Consider the following 15,390-nt stretch of genomic DNA (forward strand, 5'->3'; position numbering starts at 1 on the left):
CCCTCATGGACCGCCGCATTTTCGGGCTGGAGAACGAGTACGGCGTCACGTGCACGTTCAGGGGACAGCGCCGCCTGTCGCCTGACGAGGTGGCGCGGTACCTCTTCCGCCGTGTCGTGTCATGGGGCCGCAGCAGCAATGTCTTTCTGCGGAACGGCGCCCGGCTGTATCTCGACGTGGGCTCACATCCGGAATACGCGACACCCGAGTGTGACAATGTGATCGAACTGGTCACCCACGACAAGGCTGGCGAGCGCATTCTGGAAGGACTCCTGGTGGACGCGGAACGACGCCTGCACGAGGAGGGAATCGCGGGCGACGTCTACCTGTTCAAGAACAACACCGATTCGGCGGGCAACTCGTACGGCTGCCATGAGAACTATCTGGTGGCGCGGCACGGCGAGTTCTCCCGTCTGGCGGATATTCTGATCCCCTTCCTGGTCACGCGGCAGTTGTTGTGTGGCGCGGGCAAGGTGCTGCAGACTCCGCGGGGTGCCGTGTACTGCGTGAGTCAGCGGGCCGAGCACATCTGGGAGGGCGTGTCGTCGGCGACGACGCGCTCCAGGCCGATCATCAACACCCGTGACGAGCCGCACGCGGACGCGGAGCGTTACCGCAGGCTGCATGTCATCGTGGGCGACTCGAACATGTCGGAGACGACGATGCTGCTGAAGGTCGGCGCGACCGACCTGGTGCTGCGGATGATCGAGGCGGGCACGGTGATGCGGGATCTGACCCTGGAGAACCCGATCCGGGCGATCCGCGAGGTCAGTCATGACATCACGGGGCGGCGCAAGGTGCGCCTGGCCAGTGGCCGGGAGGCGTCGGCGTTGGAGGTGCAGCGCGAGTACTTCGACAAGGCCGTGGACTTCTGCGACCGCCGCGGGATCCGTACGGGTACGGTCGCGCGGGTCCTGGAGCTGTGGGGCCGCACCCTGGACGCGATCGAGACGGAGGAGCTGGACCGGATCGAGACCGAGATCGACTGGGTGATGAAGTACAAGCTCATCGAGCGGTACCGGGCCAAGCACAACATGACGATGTCGCATCCGCGGGTCGCCCAGATAGACCTCGCGTATCACGACATCCACCGTCGGCGCGGGCTGTACTACCTGCTGGAGAAGAAGGGTCAGGCGGCGCGGATCTGCAATGACGTGCGGATCTTCGAGGGCAAGTCGGTTCCGCCGCAGACGACTCGGGCGCGGCTGCGCGGTGACTTCATCCGGCGGGCACAGGAGCAGCGCCGGGACTTCACGGTCGACTGGGTGCATCTGAAGCTCAACGACCAGGCGCAGCGCACCGTGTTGTGCAAGGACCCGTTCCGTTCGGTGGACGACCGGGTGGAGAAGCTGATCGCCGGGATGTAGTGATCGGGCGGGTTCCGGGTGTGCGGGCGTCGCGGTGGTGGAGTGCCGCAACGCCACACGGGCGTCGTGCGTTTCGCGTGCGGCGCCCGTGTCGGTCGTAGAGTTGCGCGCACGTCATCCGCAAGACCGACCGATTACGAGGCTCTTCCGTGCGCCGACGTTCGCTTCTTCTCGCCACCGTTCCCGCTGGACTGGTCACGCTCACCGGGTGTGGCGGCAAGTCCGGTTCGAGTGAGGCCGGTGCGTCTCCGTCGCCCTCGGCGCCCAGCGCGCCGCCGCCCAAGATCGTGGACGGTCCGCTGCCGGCGATCACGGCGGGTACGCGCTTCGGCGAGAAGCCGACGGTGGCCAAGGGTGAGGGGACGCCGTCGAAGAACCTGGCCGTGCGGACGGTGATCCCGGGCAGTGGTCGTACGGTCGCGGAGAACGACTTCATCAAGGCGGACTACCTGGGTCAGATCTGGGACACCGGCAAGGTCTTCGACAATTCGTACGACCGGCACGCGCCGCTGGTGATGCAGTTGGCCCAGGGCAGTCTGATCGATGGTTGGCGGTACGCGCTGATCGGGAAGAAGACGGGCAGCCGGGTGGAGATCGCGGTGCCGCCGGCCTGGGGTTACGGCAAGGCGGGTAATCCGCAGGCGGGGATCAAGGGCACGGACACGCTGGTGTTCGTCATCGATGTGATCGATTCGTTCAACTCGAAGAGTTCGGCGCACGGCCGGGCCGTTCCGCAGAACGACGCGGCGCTGCCGAAGGTCGGGACGGTCACCAACGGCACGGTGCCGGTGGTGACCGTGCCGCACACGGACCCGCCGGGCAAGCTGGTCTCCACATATGTGCTGGAGGGCGACGGTCCGGAGCTGAAGGCGGACCAGGCGGTGCTGTGCCAGTTCCAGGGGCTGGTGTGGGAGGGCGGCAAGACGTTCCAGCGGACCTATGGTTCGGGGCGGCTGAGCCAGTTCTCGCTGACGCAGATGCAGGAGACGGTCAAGGGCCTGGCACAGGGGCTGGTCGGCAAGAAGGTGGGCAGCCGGGTGCTGGTCGTGGTGCCGCCGGAGCTGGGGTACGGCGACAATCCGCCGAGCGGCAGCCCGGTCGGCAAGGGGGCGACGCTGGTGTTCACGGTGGACATCCTGGCCGCGATGTAGCGAGGAGTGTCCGTGTCGGGCGATGGGGGTGCGGAGATGAAAGACTGTCGCTGTTTCGTGTCGTACACAAGCAGGAGCTTTTGACGTGAGCATCGAGAAGCCCGAGATCGACTTCCCTGAGGGCGCGCCGCCGGCGGACCTTGAGATCAAGGACATCTGGGAGGGCGACGGGCCGGTCGCGCAGGCGGGTCAGACCGTCACCGTGCACTACGTCGGTGTCGCCTTCAGCACCGGTGAGGAGTTCGACGCCAGCTGGAACCGGAACACCCCGTTCCGCTTCCCGCTGGGTGGCGGCCGGGTCATCGCGGGCTGGGACCGTGGTGTGCAGGGCATGAAGGTCGGCGGCCGCCGCCAGCTGACCATTCCGGCCCACCTCGCCTACGGCGACCAGAGCCCGACCCCGGCGATCAAGCCGGGCGAGACGCTGATCTTCGTGGTGGACCTGCTCGGGGTCTGAGCCGTACCCGAGCCATCGGCCGTTTCCGACCGGATCCGACCGTCTGGGGCCCATGCCTGTCCGGGCATGGGCCCTCGGCTTTTGTCACCGCGCCCGGGAGCGGTACGGTCGACGGTCGGAAGCACAAAACAGAAGGCGAAGGGCGTCGATGGCCATTGCCAAGGCCGAGCGGCTGATGAACCTCGCGCTGTGTCTGCTCGGCGCGCGACGGCCGCTGAGCAAGCGCGAGCTGCGCGACTCCATCGAGGCATACGTCGAGGCCGCGAGGCCGGGCAGGGGTGAGGCCGCGAGGCCGGGCAGGGGTGAGGCCGCGAGGCCGGGCAGGGGTGAGGCCGCGAGGCCGGGCAGGGGTGAGGCCGCGAGGTCCGAGAGGGCGGCCGGCAGCGACGACTCCTTCAACCGGATGTTCGAGCGTGACAAGGACGATCTGCGCGAGCTGGGTCTGGTCATCGAGACCGTCGAGAACATCGACGGCGAGATCGGCTATCTCGCCCGCCGGGACAGCAACCGGCTGCCGCCCATCACCCTGGACGCCGAGGAGGCCGCGGCCCTGGGCCTGGCCGCCAAGGTCTGGCAGCAGGCGCGGCTCGCCGGTGCCGCCAGTGGCGCCCTGCAGAAGCTGCGCGCCGCCGGGCTGCCCGAGGAGGTCGACCCGTACGAGGGGCATGCCGCGCTGGAGCCGCGCATCCCGGTGCACGAGGCCGCCTTCGAGCCGCTGATGCTGGCCTGCCGCGACCGCCGTCCGGTCCTGTTCGACTACCGCAAGGCCGCCGCGGCCCACCCCGAGCCCCGGCACGTCGAGCCGTGGGCGCTGGAGTGCTGGCGCGGCCACTGGTACCTGGCCGGCTTCGACCGGGGCCGGGGTGCCGAGCGTGTCTTCCGGCTGTCCCGGATCACCGGCAAGGTCCGCTCCCGCGGTACGGGGTTCACGGCGCCGGTGCCCGACGTGGTCACCGTGCGGGAGACCGTCGCGGGCTGGGCGGGCGAGACCGCGGACCGCTCGGCGCTGATCCGGCTGCGCTCAGGCGCCGGTTACCCGCTGCGGGCGAAGGCCGCCAAGGTGCGCGAACTCGGGGACGGCTGGGACGAGCTGGAGATTCCGTACGGGCACGGCCTGGATGCCTGGCTGGTGGAGTTCGGGCCCGATGTGGTGGTCGTGGAGCCGGCCGAGCTGCGGGCCGACGTGGTGGACCGGCTGCGCGCCGTGGCCAAGGGCTGAGGGGGAGCAGGACTGTGGCAGGCAAACCGGCCAGGGCCGTCAACGCCATCGACCAGACCCGGCGGATGCTGTCCCTGGTGACGTATCTGCGTGAGCGGCCGGGTGCCCGGATCGCGGACGTGGCCCGCGCCTTCGGGATCACCGAGGACGAGCTGGTCGCCGACCTCGATCTGCTGCCCATGTGCGGCACCAGCTTCCGCGGCGGCGATCTGCTGGACATCGACACCGACGGCGAGCGCATCTGGTGGCACAACCCGGCCGCGCTGGGCGAGGAGGCCGCCGAGCCGCTGCGCCTGGCCGCCGACGAGGCCACCGCCCTGCTGGTGGCCGCCCGCGCCGTCGCCACCCTGCCGGGTCTGCGGGAGGGCGACCGGCAGGCCCTGCTGCGCGCCACCGCCAAGGTGGAGACCGCGGCGGGCGAGGCCGCGGGCGCCAGCTCCCGGCTGTCGGTGACCTTCGAGTCCGAGGGCGGCGTCTTCGCCGACGTGGACCGTGCGATCTCCGAGCGCCGCCGGCTGTGGATCCGCTACTACTCCCCGGCCCGCGACGAGGTCACCGAGCGCGAGATCGACCCCATCCGCCTGGTCAGCGTCGGCCACACCTACGTCGAGGCCTGGTGCCGCCGCTCCGAGGCCCGGCGCACCTTCCGGCTCGACCGGGTCGCGGAGATCCGCATCCTGGACGAGCCGTCCGCGCCGCCCGAGGTGGAGCTGCGCGACCTGTCCGAGGCGCTGGTCCAGCCGGCCGCCGAGGACCCCGAGGTGGTCATCGAGGTCGGGCCGGGCGGCCGCTGGGTCGCCGAGTACTACCCGCACGACAGCGCCGAGGAGCTGTCCGACGGCGGGCTGCGCATCACCCTGCGCACCCCCGAGCCGTCCTCCCTGCGCCGCCTCGCGCTGCGCCTCGGCCGTGACGGCCGGATCGTCTCCCCGCCCGAGCTGGCCGACAGCGCCCGCCGTGCGGCCCGTGAGGCCCTGGCGGCGTACGACACTCCGCCGGGCCCGGTGCCGGACGCCGCCGGAGTGCGCGGGTGAGCCGCCGGCCGGCGGGGCCCGCCCGCTCCTTACGGCGGGAACGCTCCGGGCCGCGGGGCCGGTGGGGGCGGCGGGATGGCGAGCGACCGGTGGATCGACCGGCGGAAGAGGAGTGACGGCTGTGAGCGAGACCACGGTGTCCGGTGCGAGCGGGATGACGGTGGCGACCGCCTTCGCCGGGATGCGGGGCGTGGCCCCCGTGGTGTTCAGAGCCGGCTGCCCGGACTGCCGGGGCCGCTTCGAGCTGGCCGCGAGCGCGCTGCGCCTGGCCATCGGCGCGAGCCACCGGACCACGTTCTACTCCTTCACCTGCCCCGACTGCGGCGCCTCGGTCCGCAAACCGGCGGGGGAGCGCATCGTCGAACTGCTCACCGACGGCGGGGTGCGGACCCTGCGGCTCCACTCGACGGTGTAGCCGGCCGCCGCCCCTCGCGGGTCCCCGGTGCGGCCGGGTGCGGCGCGGGCCGACGGACGGTCTAGGCTCGGCGTCATGTTCTGGCCGATGTTCGCCGTAGCCATGGGGTTCCTGGGACTCGCCGTCCTGGGAGTGCTCGCCGTCCGGGTGTTCGTGGAGGCGCGGCGCCTCGGGCGGCAGGTCGCGGACTCCGCGCAGCGCATCAACCGGGCCGCCGAGGACCTGGAACGGTCGGCGGTGAGCGCGGCGCGAGCGGTGGACGCCCTGTGATGTCGTCCTGTGTTGCGCTTTGGGTCGCTTCGACCTGTCACCTCGCCGCTTCGGCCAGGTACGCTGCTGGTCGCGGCCCGTAGATCGAGGCGCGGTCCGCAGAGCGGGAGTACGCACGGGTGTGTCCGACGTTCACCCCCGGGCGATACGATCGCTGCCGGCACGATGGTCGGACAATTGTCCGGCCCGTCGGACAAGCCGTCGCCCCGCCTCAGTGAGAAGGTGAAGACTTATGTTCCGCAACGCACTTGAGCCGTGGCACCTGGTGCTCCTGGTTCTGGTCATCGTCCTCGTGTTCGGTTCCAAGAAGCTTCCGGACATGGCTCGTTCCCTCGGCAAGTCCGCTCGCATCCTGAAGAGCGAGGCCAAGGCGATGAAGGACGACGGCGGCAAGCAGAACGCCACCTCCGCCCAGTCCGCCGAGGAGCCGGCTCCCGCGCAGCGCACGATCCAGGCCGCGCCCGGTGACGTGACCAGCTCCCGCCCGGTCAACGAGCCGACCGACTCCGCCCAGCGCTGACGCGAGGACCAAGCACCGGTCCGCTGTACGAGATGAGGATGTGGGTTGCCCAAGTCCGCCCGCAAGGAGAGGGACCCCGAGGGGCGTATGCCGCTCGGGGATCACTTGCGTGAGCTGCGCAACCGGCTCACCAAGGGTGTCCTCGCGATCGTCGTCGTCACGATCGTGTCCGCCTTCTTCTACAAGGACATCATCGACTTCATCACCGCGCCGCTGCTGCGTTCGGTGGGCTGCCACCAGTCCTTCGGCGAGTTGTCACAGGCGAAGAGCGACACCCACTGCGCGCACATCACGATCGGTGACCTGCTGGGTCCGTTCACGCTGGCGCTGAAGGCGTCGCTGACCGCCGGTGTGGTGCTGGCGTCGCCGGTCTGGCTCTACCAGCTGTGGGCGTTCGTCGCGCCCGGCCTGCACCGCCACGAGAAGAAGTACGCGTACGCGTTCGTCGGCTTCGGGGTGCCGCTGTTCCTCGGCGGCGGCTTCCTCGCGTACCACGTGCTGCCGGTGACGGCGAAGGTGATGATCGACCTCACCCCGAACGGGGTGGAGAACCTGCTGTCGCTGGACAAGCTGCTCGACCTGGTCACACGCATGGTGGTGGTCTTCGGTCTCGCCTTCGAGATGCCGCTGCTGCTGGTCATGCTGAACCTGACGGGCATCCTGTCCGGGCGGCGCATGCTCGGCTGGTGGCGGGCCATGGTCGTCGGCATCGCCGCCTTCGCGGCGGTGGCCACCCCCGGCGCCGACCCGATGTCGATGCTGGCGCTGGCGGCGCCGATCTGGGCCCTGTTCTTCGTCGCGGTGGCCTTCTCGCTGCTCAACGACCGGCGCCGGGCCCGTCGCGCGGACGACGGACTGTCCGACGACGAGGCCTCGGAGCTGGACCTCACGCCCGAGGCGGTCGGCGAGGTGGAGTCCGTGAGCGCGAGCGCCGCCCCCGAGCTGCCGGGCAAGGACCACGTCAACGGCTACGACGATGTGACCTGACCCACACCGACGGGCGAGGCGTGAAGCCCCCGGACCGGGTGACTCCCGGGCCGGGGGTATTTCTCTGCAAAGCCGGTCAGCGCACGTTCGGGATAATGATCGTCCTGTTGTCGGCGGGGCCCGGTACGCTCGAAAGCACGATGACAGAGGACCTCTCACCGGCCGAGCGGTACGCGGCGGCCCGCAGGCGGGCAGCCGAGCAGGCCACCGCGCTCGCGTCCTTCCGCGAGATGTACGACTTCGGCCTCGACCCCTTCCAGATCGAGGCCTGCCAGGCACTCGAAGCCGGAAACGGCGTGCTGGTGGCCGCCCCCACCGGCTCGGGCAAGACGATCGTGGGCGAGTTCGCCGTCCACCTCGCCCTGCTCCAGGGCAAGAAGTGCTTCTACACGACACCCATCAAGGCGCTGTCGAACCAGAAGTACGCCGACCTGTGCCGCCGCTACGGCGCGGACAAGGTCGGCCTGCTCACCGGCGACAACAGCGTGAACTCCGAGGCGCCGGTGGTCGTGATGACCACCGAGGTGCTCCGGAACATGCTGTACGCGGGCTCGCAGACGCTCCTGGGCCTCGGTTACGTGGTCATGGACGAGGTGCACTACCTCTCCGACCGCCTCCGCGGCGCCGTCTGGGAGGAGGTGATCATCCATCTGCCCGCCTCGGTGACCCTGGTCTCGCTGTCGGCGACCGTGTCGAACGCGGAGGAGTTCGGCGACTGGCTGGACACCGTCCGCGGTGACACCGAGGTGATCGTCTCCGAGCACCGTCCCGTGCCGCTGTTCCAGCATGTGCTGGCCGGGCGGCGGATGTACGACCTGTTCGAGGAGGGCGAGGGCCACAAGAAGGCCGTCAACCCCGACCTGGTGCGCCTCGCGCGCATGGAGGCGACCCGGCCGTCGTACCAGGACCGCCGGCGCGGCCGGGCGATGCGGGAGGCCGACCGGGAGCGGGAGCGCCGGCAGCGTTCGCGGGTGTGGACGCCGGGCCGGCCCGAGGTCATCGAGCGCCTGGACGCCGAGGGCCTGCTGCCCGCCATCACCTTCATCTTCAGCCGCGCCGGCTGCGAGGCGGCCGTGCAGCAGTGCCTGTACGCGGGGCTGAGGCTGAACGACGAGGAGGCGCGGGAACGGGTGCGGTCCCTGGTCGAGGAGCGCACCGCGCACATCGCCTCCGAGGATCTGCACGTCCTCGGGTACTACGAGTGGCTGGAGGGCCTGGAGCGGGGCATCGCCGCCCACCACGCGGGCATGCTGCCGACCTTCAAGGAGGTCGTCGAGGAGCTGTTCGTGCACGGCTTGGTCAAGGCCGTGTTCGCGACCGAGACCCTCGCGCTCGGCATCAACATGCCCGCCCGCTCGGTGGTGCTGGAGAAGCTCGTCAAGTGGAACGGCGAGCAGCATGCCGACATCACGCCGGGCGAGTACACCCAGCTGACGGGCCGTGCGGGCCGCCGGGGCATCGACGTCGAGGGCCACGCGGTCGTGCTGTGGCAGCGCGGCATGAGCCCCGAGCACCTGGCGGGGCTCGCGGGCACCCGTACGTATCCGCTGCGCTCCAGCTTCCGGCCGTCGTACAACATGGCGGTCAATCTGGTCGAGCAGTTCGGCCGACAGCGCTCGCGGGAGCTGCTGGAGACGTCGTTCGCGCAGTTCCAGGCCGACCGTTCGGTGGTCGGCATCACCCGGCAGGTGCAGCGCAACGAGGAGGGGCTCGCCGGCTACCAGGCCTCGATGACCTGTCACCTCGGCGACTTCGAGGAGTACGCGCGGCTGCGGCGCGAGCTGAAGGACCGGGAGACGGAGCTGGCACGGCAGGGCGCCCACGAGCGGCGGGCCGAGGCCGCCGTCGCCCTGGAGAAGCTCAGGCCGGGCGACGTGATCCATGTGCCGACGGGCAAGTACGCGGGTCTCGCGCTGGTGCTGGACCCGGGCCTGCCCGCGGGCCGTTCCAACGGCCATCGCGGGTACGACCACCAGGACGGGCCGCGCCCGCTGGTGCTGACGGCCGAACGGCAGGTCAAGAGGCTGGCGTCGATGGACTTCCCGGTGCCGGTGGAGCCGTTGGACCGGATGCGGATCCCGAAGTCGTTCAACCCGCGCTCGCCGCAGTCGCGTCGGGACCTGGCGTCCGCGCTGCGCTCCAAGGCCGGGCACATCCCGCCGGAGCGGGCCCGCAAGAAGCGCTCGCAGGCGGCCGACGACCGGGAGATCGCCCGGCTGCGCACCGCGCTCCGCGCGCATCCCTGCCATGGGTGCAACGACCGGGAGGACCACGCCCGCTGGGCCGAGCGCTACCACCGGCTGCTGCGCGACACCTCGCAGCTGGAGCGCCGTATCGAGGGCCGTACGAACACCATCGCGCGGACCTTCGACCGGATCGTCGCCCTGCTCACCGAGCTGGACTATCTGCGCGGCAACGAGGTCACCGAGCACGGCCGGCGCCTCGCGCGGCTGTACGGCGAGCTGGACCTGCTGGCCAGCGAGTGCCTGCGCGAGGGCGTATGGGAGGGCCTCGCGCCCGCCGAACTGGCCGCGTGCGTCTCGGCGCTGGTGTACGAGGCGCGGCTCAGCGACGACGCACTGGCGCCCAAGCTGCCGTCCGGGAAGGCGAAGGCCGCGCTGGGCGAGATGGTGCGGATCTGGGGCCGGCTCGACGGCCTGGAGGAGGACTTCCGCATCAGCCAGACCGAGGGCGTGGGCCAGCGTGAGCCCGATCTCGGCTTCGCCTGGGCCGCCTACATGTGGGCCTCGGGCAAGGGCCTGGACGAGGTGCTGCGCGAGGCGGACATGACCGCGGGCGACTTCGTGCGCTGGTGCAAGCAGGTGATCGACGTGCTGGGGCAGATCGCCGCGGCGGCGCCCGGAGCGGGCTCGACCGTGCCCAAGGCCGCGCGCAAGGCCGTCGACCAGCTGCTGCGGGGCGTGGTGGCCTACTCGTCGGTGGGCTGACCGACACCTTCACGACGACCGGCTCACCCTTCGGGGTGAGCCGGTTTTCGTATGCCCGCCTCCCCTGACCGAACGTGTTCGAACGGCAGCTCAGCGTGCAAATGGGGCCGAGCGTACTCCTGGTGCGGGGGTGATTTCAGGCGGTCGCCGAATATGACACGGCGATGATCCGGTCGGACTAAGCTCGCCCGCAGCGCACCAAGTTGAGCTAATTCACGCGCTTGTTCCCAAACATGCCGAAGATCCGGTCTGTGCCATGAATCTTCCCCCCGAAAACCCTCCCGACACCCAGCCGATCCGTCCCAGAAGGCATCCATGGTGAGTGTTCCGAAGCCGCCCGGTCGCCGGGAACGTCCCTACGCCCGCGTCCTGTTGCCGCCCGCCCTGGTGATGGCCGTGGCGAGCGGTGCCGCCGTCGCCCTGGTGCCCGCGTCGGCACGGGTCGCCGTCGGCCTGTGCGGGGCCCTCGCCGTGCTGCTGGTCCTCGCCACCGGTGCCGAGGCCGCCCGGCGCGGTCGCAGGCTCCGCGAGGAGCAGGCCGCGCACGCCCGCGACACCACCTACCTGGAGGAGCGGCTCGCCGACCACGAGGCCCTGGTCCACCGTTTCGCCACCGACATCCTGCCGTGGGGCTTCGCCCGGCTCTCGCGCGGCGAGATGCTCCGCGACGTCATGACGAACGTCTACGACGCCGACCCCGACCTGCGCGTCCTGCCCGACGCGTACCGCGAGATGACCCGGGTCGCGCTGCGCGGCGCCGACCACGAGATCACCATGAGGATCGCCACCGAGCGCTCCTTCGTCAGCATCGCCCGCCGCGTCCAGGCCATCGTCCACCAACAGGCCGTGGAACTGCGGGAGATGGAGGAGGACCACGGCCGCAACCCCGAGGTCTTCGACGACCTGCTGCGCCTGGACCACGGCAGCTCGCTGATCGGCCGGCTCGCCGACACCATCGGCGTCCTCGGCGGTGGCCGCCCCGGTCGCCAGTGGCCCCTGCCGGTCTCCCTCTACAGCACCCTGCGCGGCGCCATGTCCCGGATCCTGGACTACCACCGCATCAACCTGGCGTCGATCTGCAACATCAACATCAAGGGCACCGCCGTCGAGCCGGTCATCCACGCCGCGGCCGAACTCTTCGACAACGCCACCCGCTACTCGCCGCCCACCACGAAGGTGCACGTCACCGCCGTCGAGGTGCAGACGGGCATCGTCATCGAGATCGAGGACGCCGGGGTCAGCCTCAACGAGGAGTCCCGGATCCGCATCGAGAAGATGATCGAGGACGCCAAGAACGGCGACGACGCGCACAACCTCGGTGACAACCCGCGCCTCGGCCTCGCCGTCGTCGGGCGGCTGTGCAAGCAGTTCGACATGGAGGTCTCGCTGCGCACCTCCGCGTACGGCGGTCTGCGCGCGATCCTCATCGTGCCGCGCGTGATGACCACCACCGAGCCCGGCGTCGGCGTCGCCCACGGCATCGGCGCGACCGGCATCCCGATGCCCGAACTCGGCGCAGTCGAGGGCCCCAAGCGCCGCCCGAAGAAGCGCCGTCCCACCAGCCCCAAGATCCCCGCCGGGATCTCCATGGAGGACGACGTTCCCGAGGTCACCGAGTGGACGGCGGGCGGGCTGCCGCAGCGCCGCAGCCGGGTGAAGACCCCGCTGAGCCAGCGCTGGGCCGAGGAGGCCGCCATCGAGCGGGCCGAACGCGAGGGCCGCCCCACCGTCTGGTCGCAGACCCGTCAGGAACCCGAGCCCGAGCGGGAGATGGACCCCGAGCGCAAGAAGCTCGTCGAACGCCCTCCGGGCATGTGGATCGACGACTTCTTCGACGGACTGCGCAAGGGCATGCCCGAGGACGCCACCGCCCCCGAGCTGACCGACTTCACCCTCCACCCCACCAAGTACCTCCACCTGATCGATGACTCGGCCGCCCCCATCGAGGCCGACGACGAGGGGACCATCCAGTGATCCAGCAGCGAGGCAACTTCGACTGGATGCTCAAGCAGCTCAACGACGGAGTGCCGGGCATCGAGATGATCGTGGTGCTCTCCTCCGACGGCCTGCGCATCGCCCGCTACGGCGGCGATCCCGACGCCGCGGACCGGGTGGCCGCCGCCTGCGCGGGTGTCCAGAGCCTGGCCGGCGCCATCATCCAGGAGATCCCCGGCGCGGGCGAGATGAAGGTCGTCGTCGTGGAGATCGAGGGCGGCTACTTCTACCTGATGAACGCGGGCGCCAACGCCTACCTCGCCGTGCTCGCCGACGTCACCTGCGAGCCGGGCCGGATGAGCGGCATGATGCGCGACCTCGTCGTGCGGATCGGCGCCCATCTCACCAGTCCGCCCCGGCGGGACGGGCAGACCGTATGACCCCTCCACGACGCACACGGCGCCGGCCGGACCCGCCGTTCCCGCCGCCGGCGTCCGCGCCGCAGCCGCGGTTACGACCGCCCTCGCCCGCCGAGCGGTCCGACGGCCGGAACCCGCACGGCCCGGCGGACGGGCCGCACGCGCACGGCACGGCGGACGGGCAGCCCCCGCCCCGCAACCCCGAGCGGCTCTACGCCGTCACCGGGACCGCCGACGGCGGCCGCGCCGAACTCGACCTCGTGACCCTGATCGTGGCCCGGCGCACGCCCCCGCCCGGCGCCTCCCCGGAGCACACGGCGGTGCTCGGCCTGTGCGCCGCCCCACTGTCCCTGGCCGAGCTGTCGGCCTACCTCTCCCTGCCGTTCAGCGCGATGACGGTACTGATCACGGAGATGATCACGGCCGAACTGGTGCAGGCGCGCGCCCCGGTCACCCGCCGAGCGGCCCCCGATCGTTCCCTCCTCGAAGCGGTGATGCATGGACTTCAACGGCTCTGACACGATCCCCGGGCCGAGCGCCGCGGACCAGCTGCCGCATACGGCCCAGGCCGCGGTGAAGATCGTGATCGTGGGCGGCTTCGGCGTCGGCAAGACCACCATGGTCGGCTCCGTCAGCGAGATCAAACCGCTGACCACCGAGGAGACCATGACGCAGGCGGGCATCGGGATCGACGACGACTACGGCTCCGAGTCCAAGACGGCCACCACCGTCGCCATGGACTTCGGCCGGATCAGCATCACCGACAAGCTGGTGCTCTACCTGTTCGGCACCCCCGGACAGGAACGCTTCTGGTTCCTCTGGAACGGCCTGTTCGAGGGCGCGCTCGGCGCGGTCGTCCTGGTCGACACCCGGCGCCTGGAGGTCAGCTTCGACGTCATGGGCCGCCTGGAGGAACGCGGCGTGCCCTTCGTCGTGGCCGTCAACTCCTTCCCGGACGCTCCCCGTTACCCGGTCGAGGAACTGCGCGCCGCGCTCGACCTGACCCCGGAGATCCCGATCACCGAGTGCGATGTGCGCCGCCGGGCCTCCAGCAAGGACGTGCTGCTCACCCTGATGCGGTTCCTGCACTCGCTCGCCCTCTCCGGCGCCCTCACCTGACTCACCCTCACTCCTTTCCCGTTCCGGAGCGATCACTGTGACGCCTGAACCCCAGCCTCCGACCGGCACGTCCACCACCGGCACGACCCCGGTCGGCACCCCCGACCCCCTGTTCGGCCCGCCGCCAGGCTGCCCCGCGCACGGCCTCGGCCCCGGAGGACGGCACCGGCTCTACGGCCCCGACGCGGAGGACCTGGACGACCTCTACGAACGGCTGCGCGAACAGTACGGTCCGGTCGCCCCCGTACTGCTGCACGACGATGTACCGATGTGGGTGGTGCTCGGGCACGCCGAGAACCTCCAGGTGGTGCGCAGCCCCTCGCAGTACACCCGCGACAGCCGGATCTGGGCCCCGCTGCTGGACGGCCGGGTCAAGCCGGACCATCCGCTGATGCCGCACATCGCCTGGCAGCCCATCTGCTCCCACGTCGAGGGCGACGAACACCTGCGGCTGCGCAACGCGGTCACCTCGGCCATGGCCACCATCGACCACCGCAGCGTCCGCCGGCACATCGGCGGCCACACCCAGCACCTGGTCAACGGCTTCTGCGAGCGCGGCCGCGCCGACCTGGTCGCCCAGTTCGCCGAGCATCTGCCGATGGCGGTGCTGTGCGAGATCCTCGGCATGCCCGAGGAGTACAACGACCGGATGGTGCAGGCCGCCCGGGACGCCCTCAAGGGCACCGAGACCGCCATCCAGAGCCATGCGTACGTCATGGACGCGCTGAGCCGGCTCACCCTGCGCCGCCGCGCCCGGCCCGAGGACGACTTCACCAGCCACCTCGTCACCCACGAGGCCGGGCTCAGCGACGACGAGGTCCGCGAACACCTGCGGCTCGTGCTGTTCGCCGCCTACGAGGCCACCGCCAACCTGCTCGCCAACGCGCTGCGCATGGTCCTGACCGAACCCGGGTTCCGCGCCAGGCTCAACGGCGGGCAGATGACCGTGCCGGAGGCGATCGAGCAGTCGCTGTGGGACGAGCCGCCGTTCAGCACCGTCTTCGGCTACTACGCCAAGCAGGACACCGAGCTGGGCGGGCAGCGCATCGCCAGGGGCGACGGGATCCTGTTCGCGCCCGCGCCGGGCAACATCGATCCCAGGGTGCGGCCCGACCTGTCCGCGAGCATGCAGGGCAACCGCTCCCACCTCGCCTTCGGCGGCGGCCCGCACGAATGCCCCGGGCAGGACATCGGGCGCGCCATCGCCGACGTCGGGGTCGACGCCCTGCTGACCCGGCTGCCGGACGTCCAGCTGGAGTGCGCCGAGGACGACCTGCGCTGGCGGTCCTCCATCGCCTCCCGGCATCTGGTCTCGCTGCCGGTGCGGTTCGAACCCAAGCCGCAGCAGGACACCGACATGCCGCCCCGCGCCTACGCGGGCCCCGGCCTTCCCGCCGACCTGCGGCTGCCCGCCCAGCGCCGGGAATCGCAGGGCGCGGCGCTGCCCGCCGCCGTCCCGGCGGCCCGGACCGCGCCGCCGCCGGCTGTGGTGCCCGATCCGCCGCGGGGGCCCTGGCAACGGCTGCTGCGCTGGTGGCGCGGCGAGTGA

The 15,390-nt window shown here is 70.9% G+C and carries 15 protein-coding genes; all 15 read left to right on the forward strand.

Going from position 1 to position 15,390, the window contains the following annotated elements; genetic code table 11:
- Positions 1–5: 5 nt before the first annotated feature.
- The 15 genes from pafA to ACWDD7_RS12070 all read left to right on the forward strand — a co-directional run bounded on the left by pafA (position 6) and on the right by ACWDD7_RS12070 (position 15,390).
- Positions 6–1,367, forward strand: coding sequence for a Pup--protein ligase (pafA, locus tag ACWDD7_RS12000; RefSeq protein WP_351873710.1), 1,362 nt, complete (start codon positions 6–8; stop codon positions 1,365–1,367).
- Positions 1,368–1,516: 149 nt separating this feature from the next.
- Positions 1,517–2,518, forward strand: a complete 1,002-nt coding sequence (locus tag ACWDD7_RS12005) for an FKBP-type peptidyl-prolyl cis-trans isomerase (RefSeq protein ID WP_450457272.1) — start codon at positions 1,517–1,519, stop codon at positions 2,516–2,518.
- Positions 2,519–2,603: 85 nt separating this feature from the next.
- Positions 2,604–2,975 (forward strand): FKBP-type peptidyl-prolyl cis-trans isomerase, encoded by a 372-nt coding sequence (locus ACWDD7_RS12010; RefSeq protein WP_450457273.1) that lies wholly within the window; start codon positions 2,604–2,606, stop codon positions 2,973–2,975.
- Positions 2,976–3,123: 148 nt separating this feature from the next.
- Positions 3,124–4,194 carry a helix-turn-helix transcriptional regulator gene (locus ACWDD7_RS12015; protein WP_450457274.1) on the forward strand — a complete coding sequence of 357 codons (1,071 nt, stop codon included), beginning with the start codon at positions 3,124–3,126 and terminating at the stop codon, positions 4,192–4,194.
- Between the two features lie 14 nt (positions 4,195–4,208).
- Positions 4,209–5,228, forward strand: coding sequence for a helix-turn-helix transcriptional regulator (locus ACWDD7_RS12020; protein ID WP_450457276.1), 1,020 nt, complete (start codon positions 4,209–4,211; stop codon positions 5,226–5,228).
- Between the two features lie 154 nt (positions 5,229–5,382).
- Positions 5,383–5,643, forward strand: coding sequence for a hypothetical protein (locus tag ACWDD7_RS12025; protein WP_392218188.1), 261 nt, complete (start codon positions 5,383–5,385; stop codon positions 5,641–5,643).
- 75 nt (positions 5,644–5,718) lie between these two features.
- Positions 5,719–5,913, forward strand: a complete 195-nt coding sequence (locus ACWDD7_RS12030; protein ID WP_046424376.1) for a hypothetical protein — start codon at positions 5,719–5,721, stop codon at positions 5,911–5,913.
- 232 nt (positions 5,914–6,145) lie between these two features.
- Positions 6,146–6,433 carry a Sec-independent protein translocase subunit TatA gene (gene tatA / locus ACWDD7_RS12035; protein WP_351873694.1) on the forward strand — a complete coding sequence of 96 codons (288 nt, stop codon included), beginning with the start codon at positions 6,146–6,148 and terminating at the stop codon, positions 6,431–6,433.
- A gap of 45 nt (positions 6,434–6,478) precedes the next feature.
- Positions 6,479–7,420 carry a twin-arginine translocase subunit TatC gene (tatC, locus tag ACWDD7_RS12040; RefSeq protein WP_351873691.1) on the forward strand — a complete coding sequence of 314 codons (942 nt, stop codon included), beginning with the start codon at positions 6,479–6,481 and terminating at the stop codon, positions 7,418–7,420.
- A 95-nt stretch (positions 7,421–7,515) separates the two neighbouring features.
- Positions 7,516–10,368, forward strand: coding sequence for a DEAD/DEAH box helicase (locus ACWDD7_RS12045; RefSeq protein ID WP_351873688.1), 2,853 nt, complete (start codon positions 7,516–7,518; stop codon positions 10,366–10,368).
- 315 nt (positions 10,369–10,683) lie between these two features.
- Positions 10,684–12,342, forward strand: coding sequence for an ATP-binding protein (locus ACWDD7_RS12050; RefSeq protein ID WP_450457277.1), 1,659 nt, complete (start codon positions 10,684–10,686; stop codon positions 12,340–12,342).
- Complete coding sequence (locus ACWDD7_RS12055) at positions 12,339–12,743, forward strand: roadblock/LC7 domain-containing protein (RefSeq protein ID WP_037651243.1); 405 nt, start codon at positions 12,339–12,341, stop codon at positions 12,741–12,743. Before ACWDD7_RS12050 ends, ACWDD7_RS12055 begins: the two co-directional genes overlap by 4 nt.
- Complete coding sequence (locus ACWDD7_RS12060) at positions 12,740–13,240, forward strand: DUF742 domain-containing protein (protein ID WP_450457278.1); 501 nt, start codon at positions 12,740–12,742, stop codon at positions 13,238–13,240. Before ACWDD7_RS12055 ends, ACWDD7_RS12060 begins: the two co-directional genes overlap by 4 nt.
- Positions 13,221–13,841, forward strand: a complete 621-nt coding sequence (locus tag ACWDD7_RS12065; protein ID WP_450457279.1) for a GTP-binding protein — start codon at positions 13,221–13,223, stop codon at positions 13,839–13,841. The genes ACWDD7_RS12060 and ACWDD7_RS12065 overlap by 20 nt, the downstream gene beginning before the upstream one ends.
- A gap of 37 nt (positions 13,842–13,878) precedes the next feature.
- Complete coding sequence (locus ACWDD7_RS12070; protein WP_450457280.1) at positions 13,879–15,390, forward strand: cytochrome P450; 1,512 nt, start codon at positions 13,879–13,881, stop codon at positions 15,388–15,390.

The sequence above is a fragment of the Streptomyces sp. NPDC001056 genome (assembly GCF_053598955.1).

Bases quoted from the DNA above. Each gene is read 5' to 3' on its own strand.
- ACWDD7_RS12050 (WP_450457277.1), top strand. From the start codon at position 10,684: ATGGTGAGTGTTCCGAAGCCGCCCGGTCGCCGGGAACGTCCCTACGCC.
- ACWDD7_RS12030 (WP_046424376.1), top strand. From the start codon at position 5,719: ATGTTCTGGCCGATGTTCGCCGTAGCCATGGGGTTCCTGGGACTCGCC.
- ACWDD7_RS12060 (WP_450457278.1), top strand. From the start codon at position 12,740: ATGACCCCTCCACGACGCACACGGCGCCGGCCGGACCCGCCGTTCCCG.
- ACWDD7_RS12065 (WP_450457279.1), top strand. From the start codon at position 13,221: ATGGACTTCAACGGCTCTGACACGATCCCCGGGCCGAGCGCCGCGGAC.
- ACWDD7_RS12045 (WP_351873688.1), top strand. From the start codon at position 7,516: ATGATCGTCCTGTTGTCGGCGGGGCCCGGTACGCTCGAAAGCACGATG.
- pafA (WP_351873710.1), top strand. From the start codon at position 6: ATGGACCGCCGCATTTTCGGGCTGGAGAACGAGTACGGCGTCACGTGC.
- ACWDD7_RS12025 (WP_392218188.1), top strand. From the start codon at position 5,383: ATGACGGTGGCGACCGCCTTCGCCGGGATGCGGGGCGTGGCCCCCGTG.
- ACWDD7_RS12015 (WP_450457274.1), top strand. From the start codon at position 3,124: ATGGCCATTGCCAAGGCCGAGCGGCTGATGAACCTCGCGCTGTGTCTG.
- tatA (WP_351873694.1), top strand. From the start codon at position 6,146: ATGTTCCGCAACGCACTTGAGCCGTGGCACCTGGTGCTCCTGGTTCTG.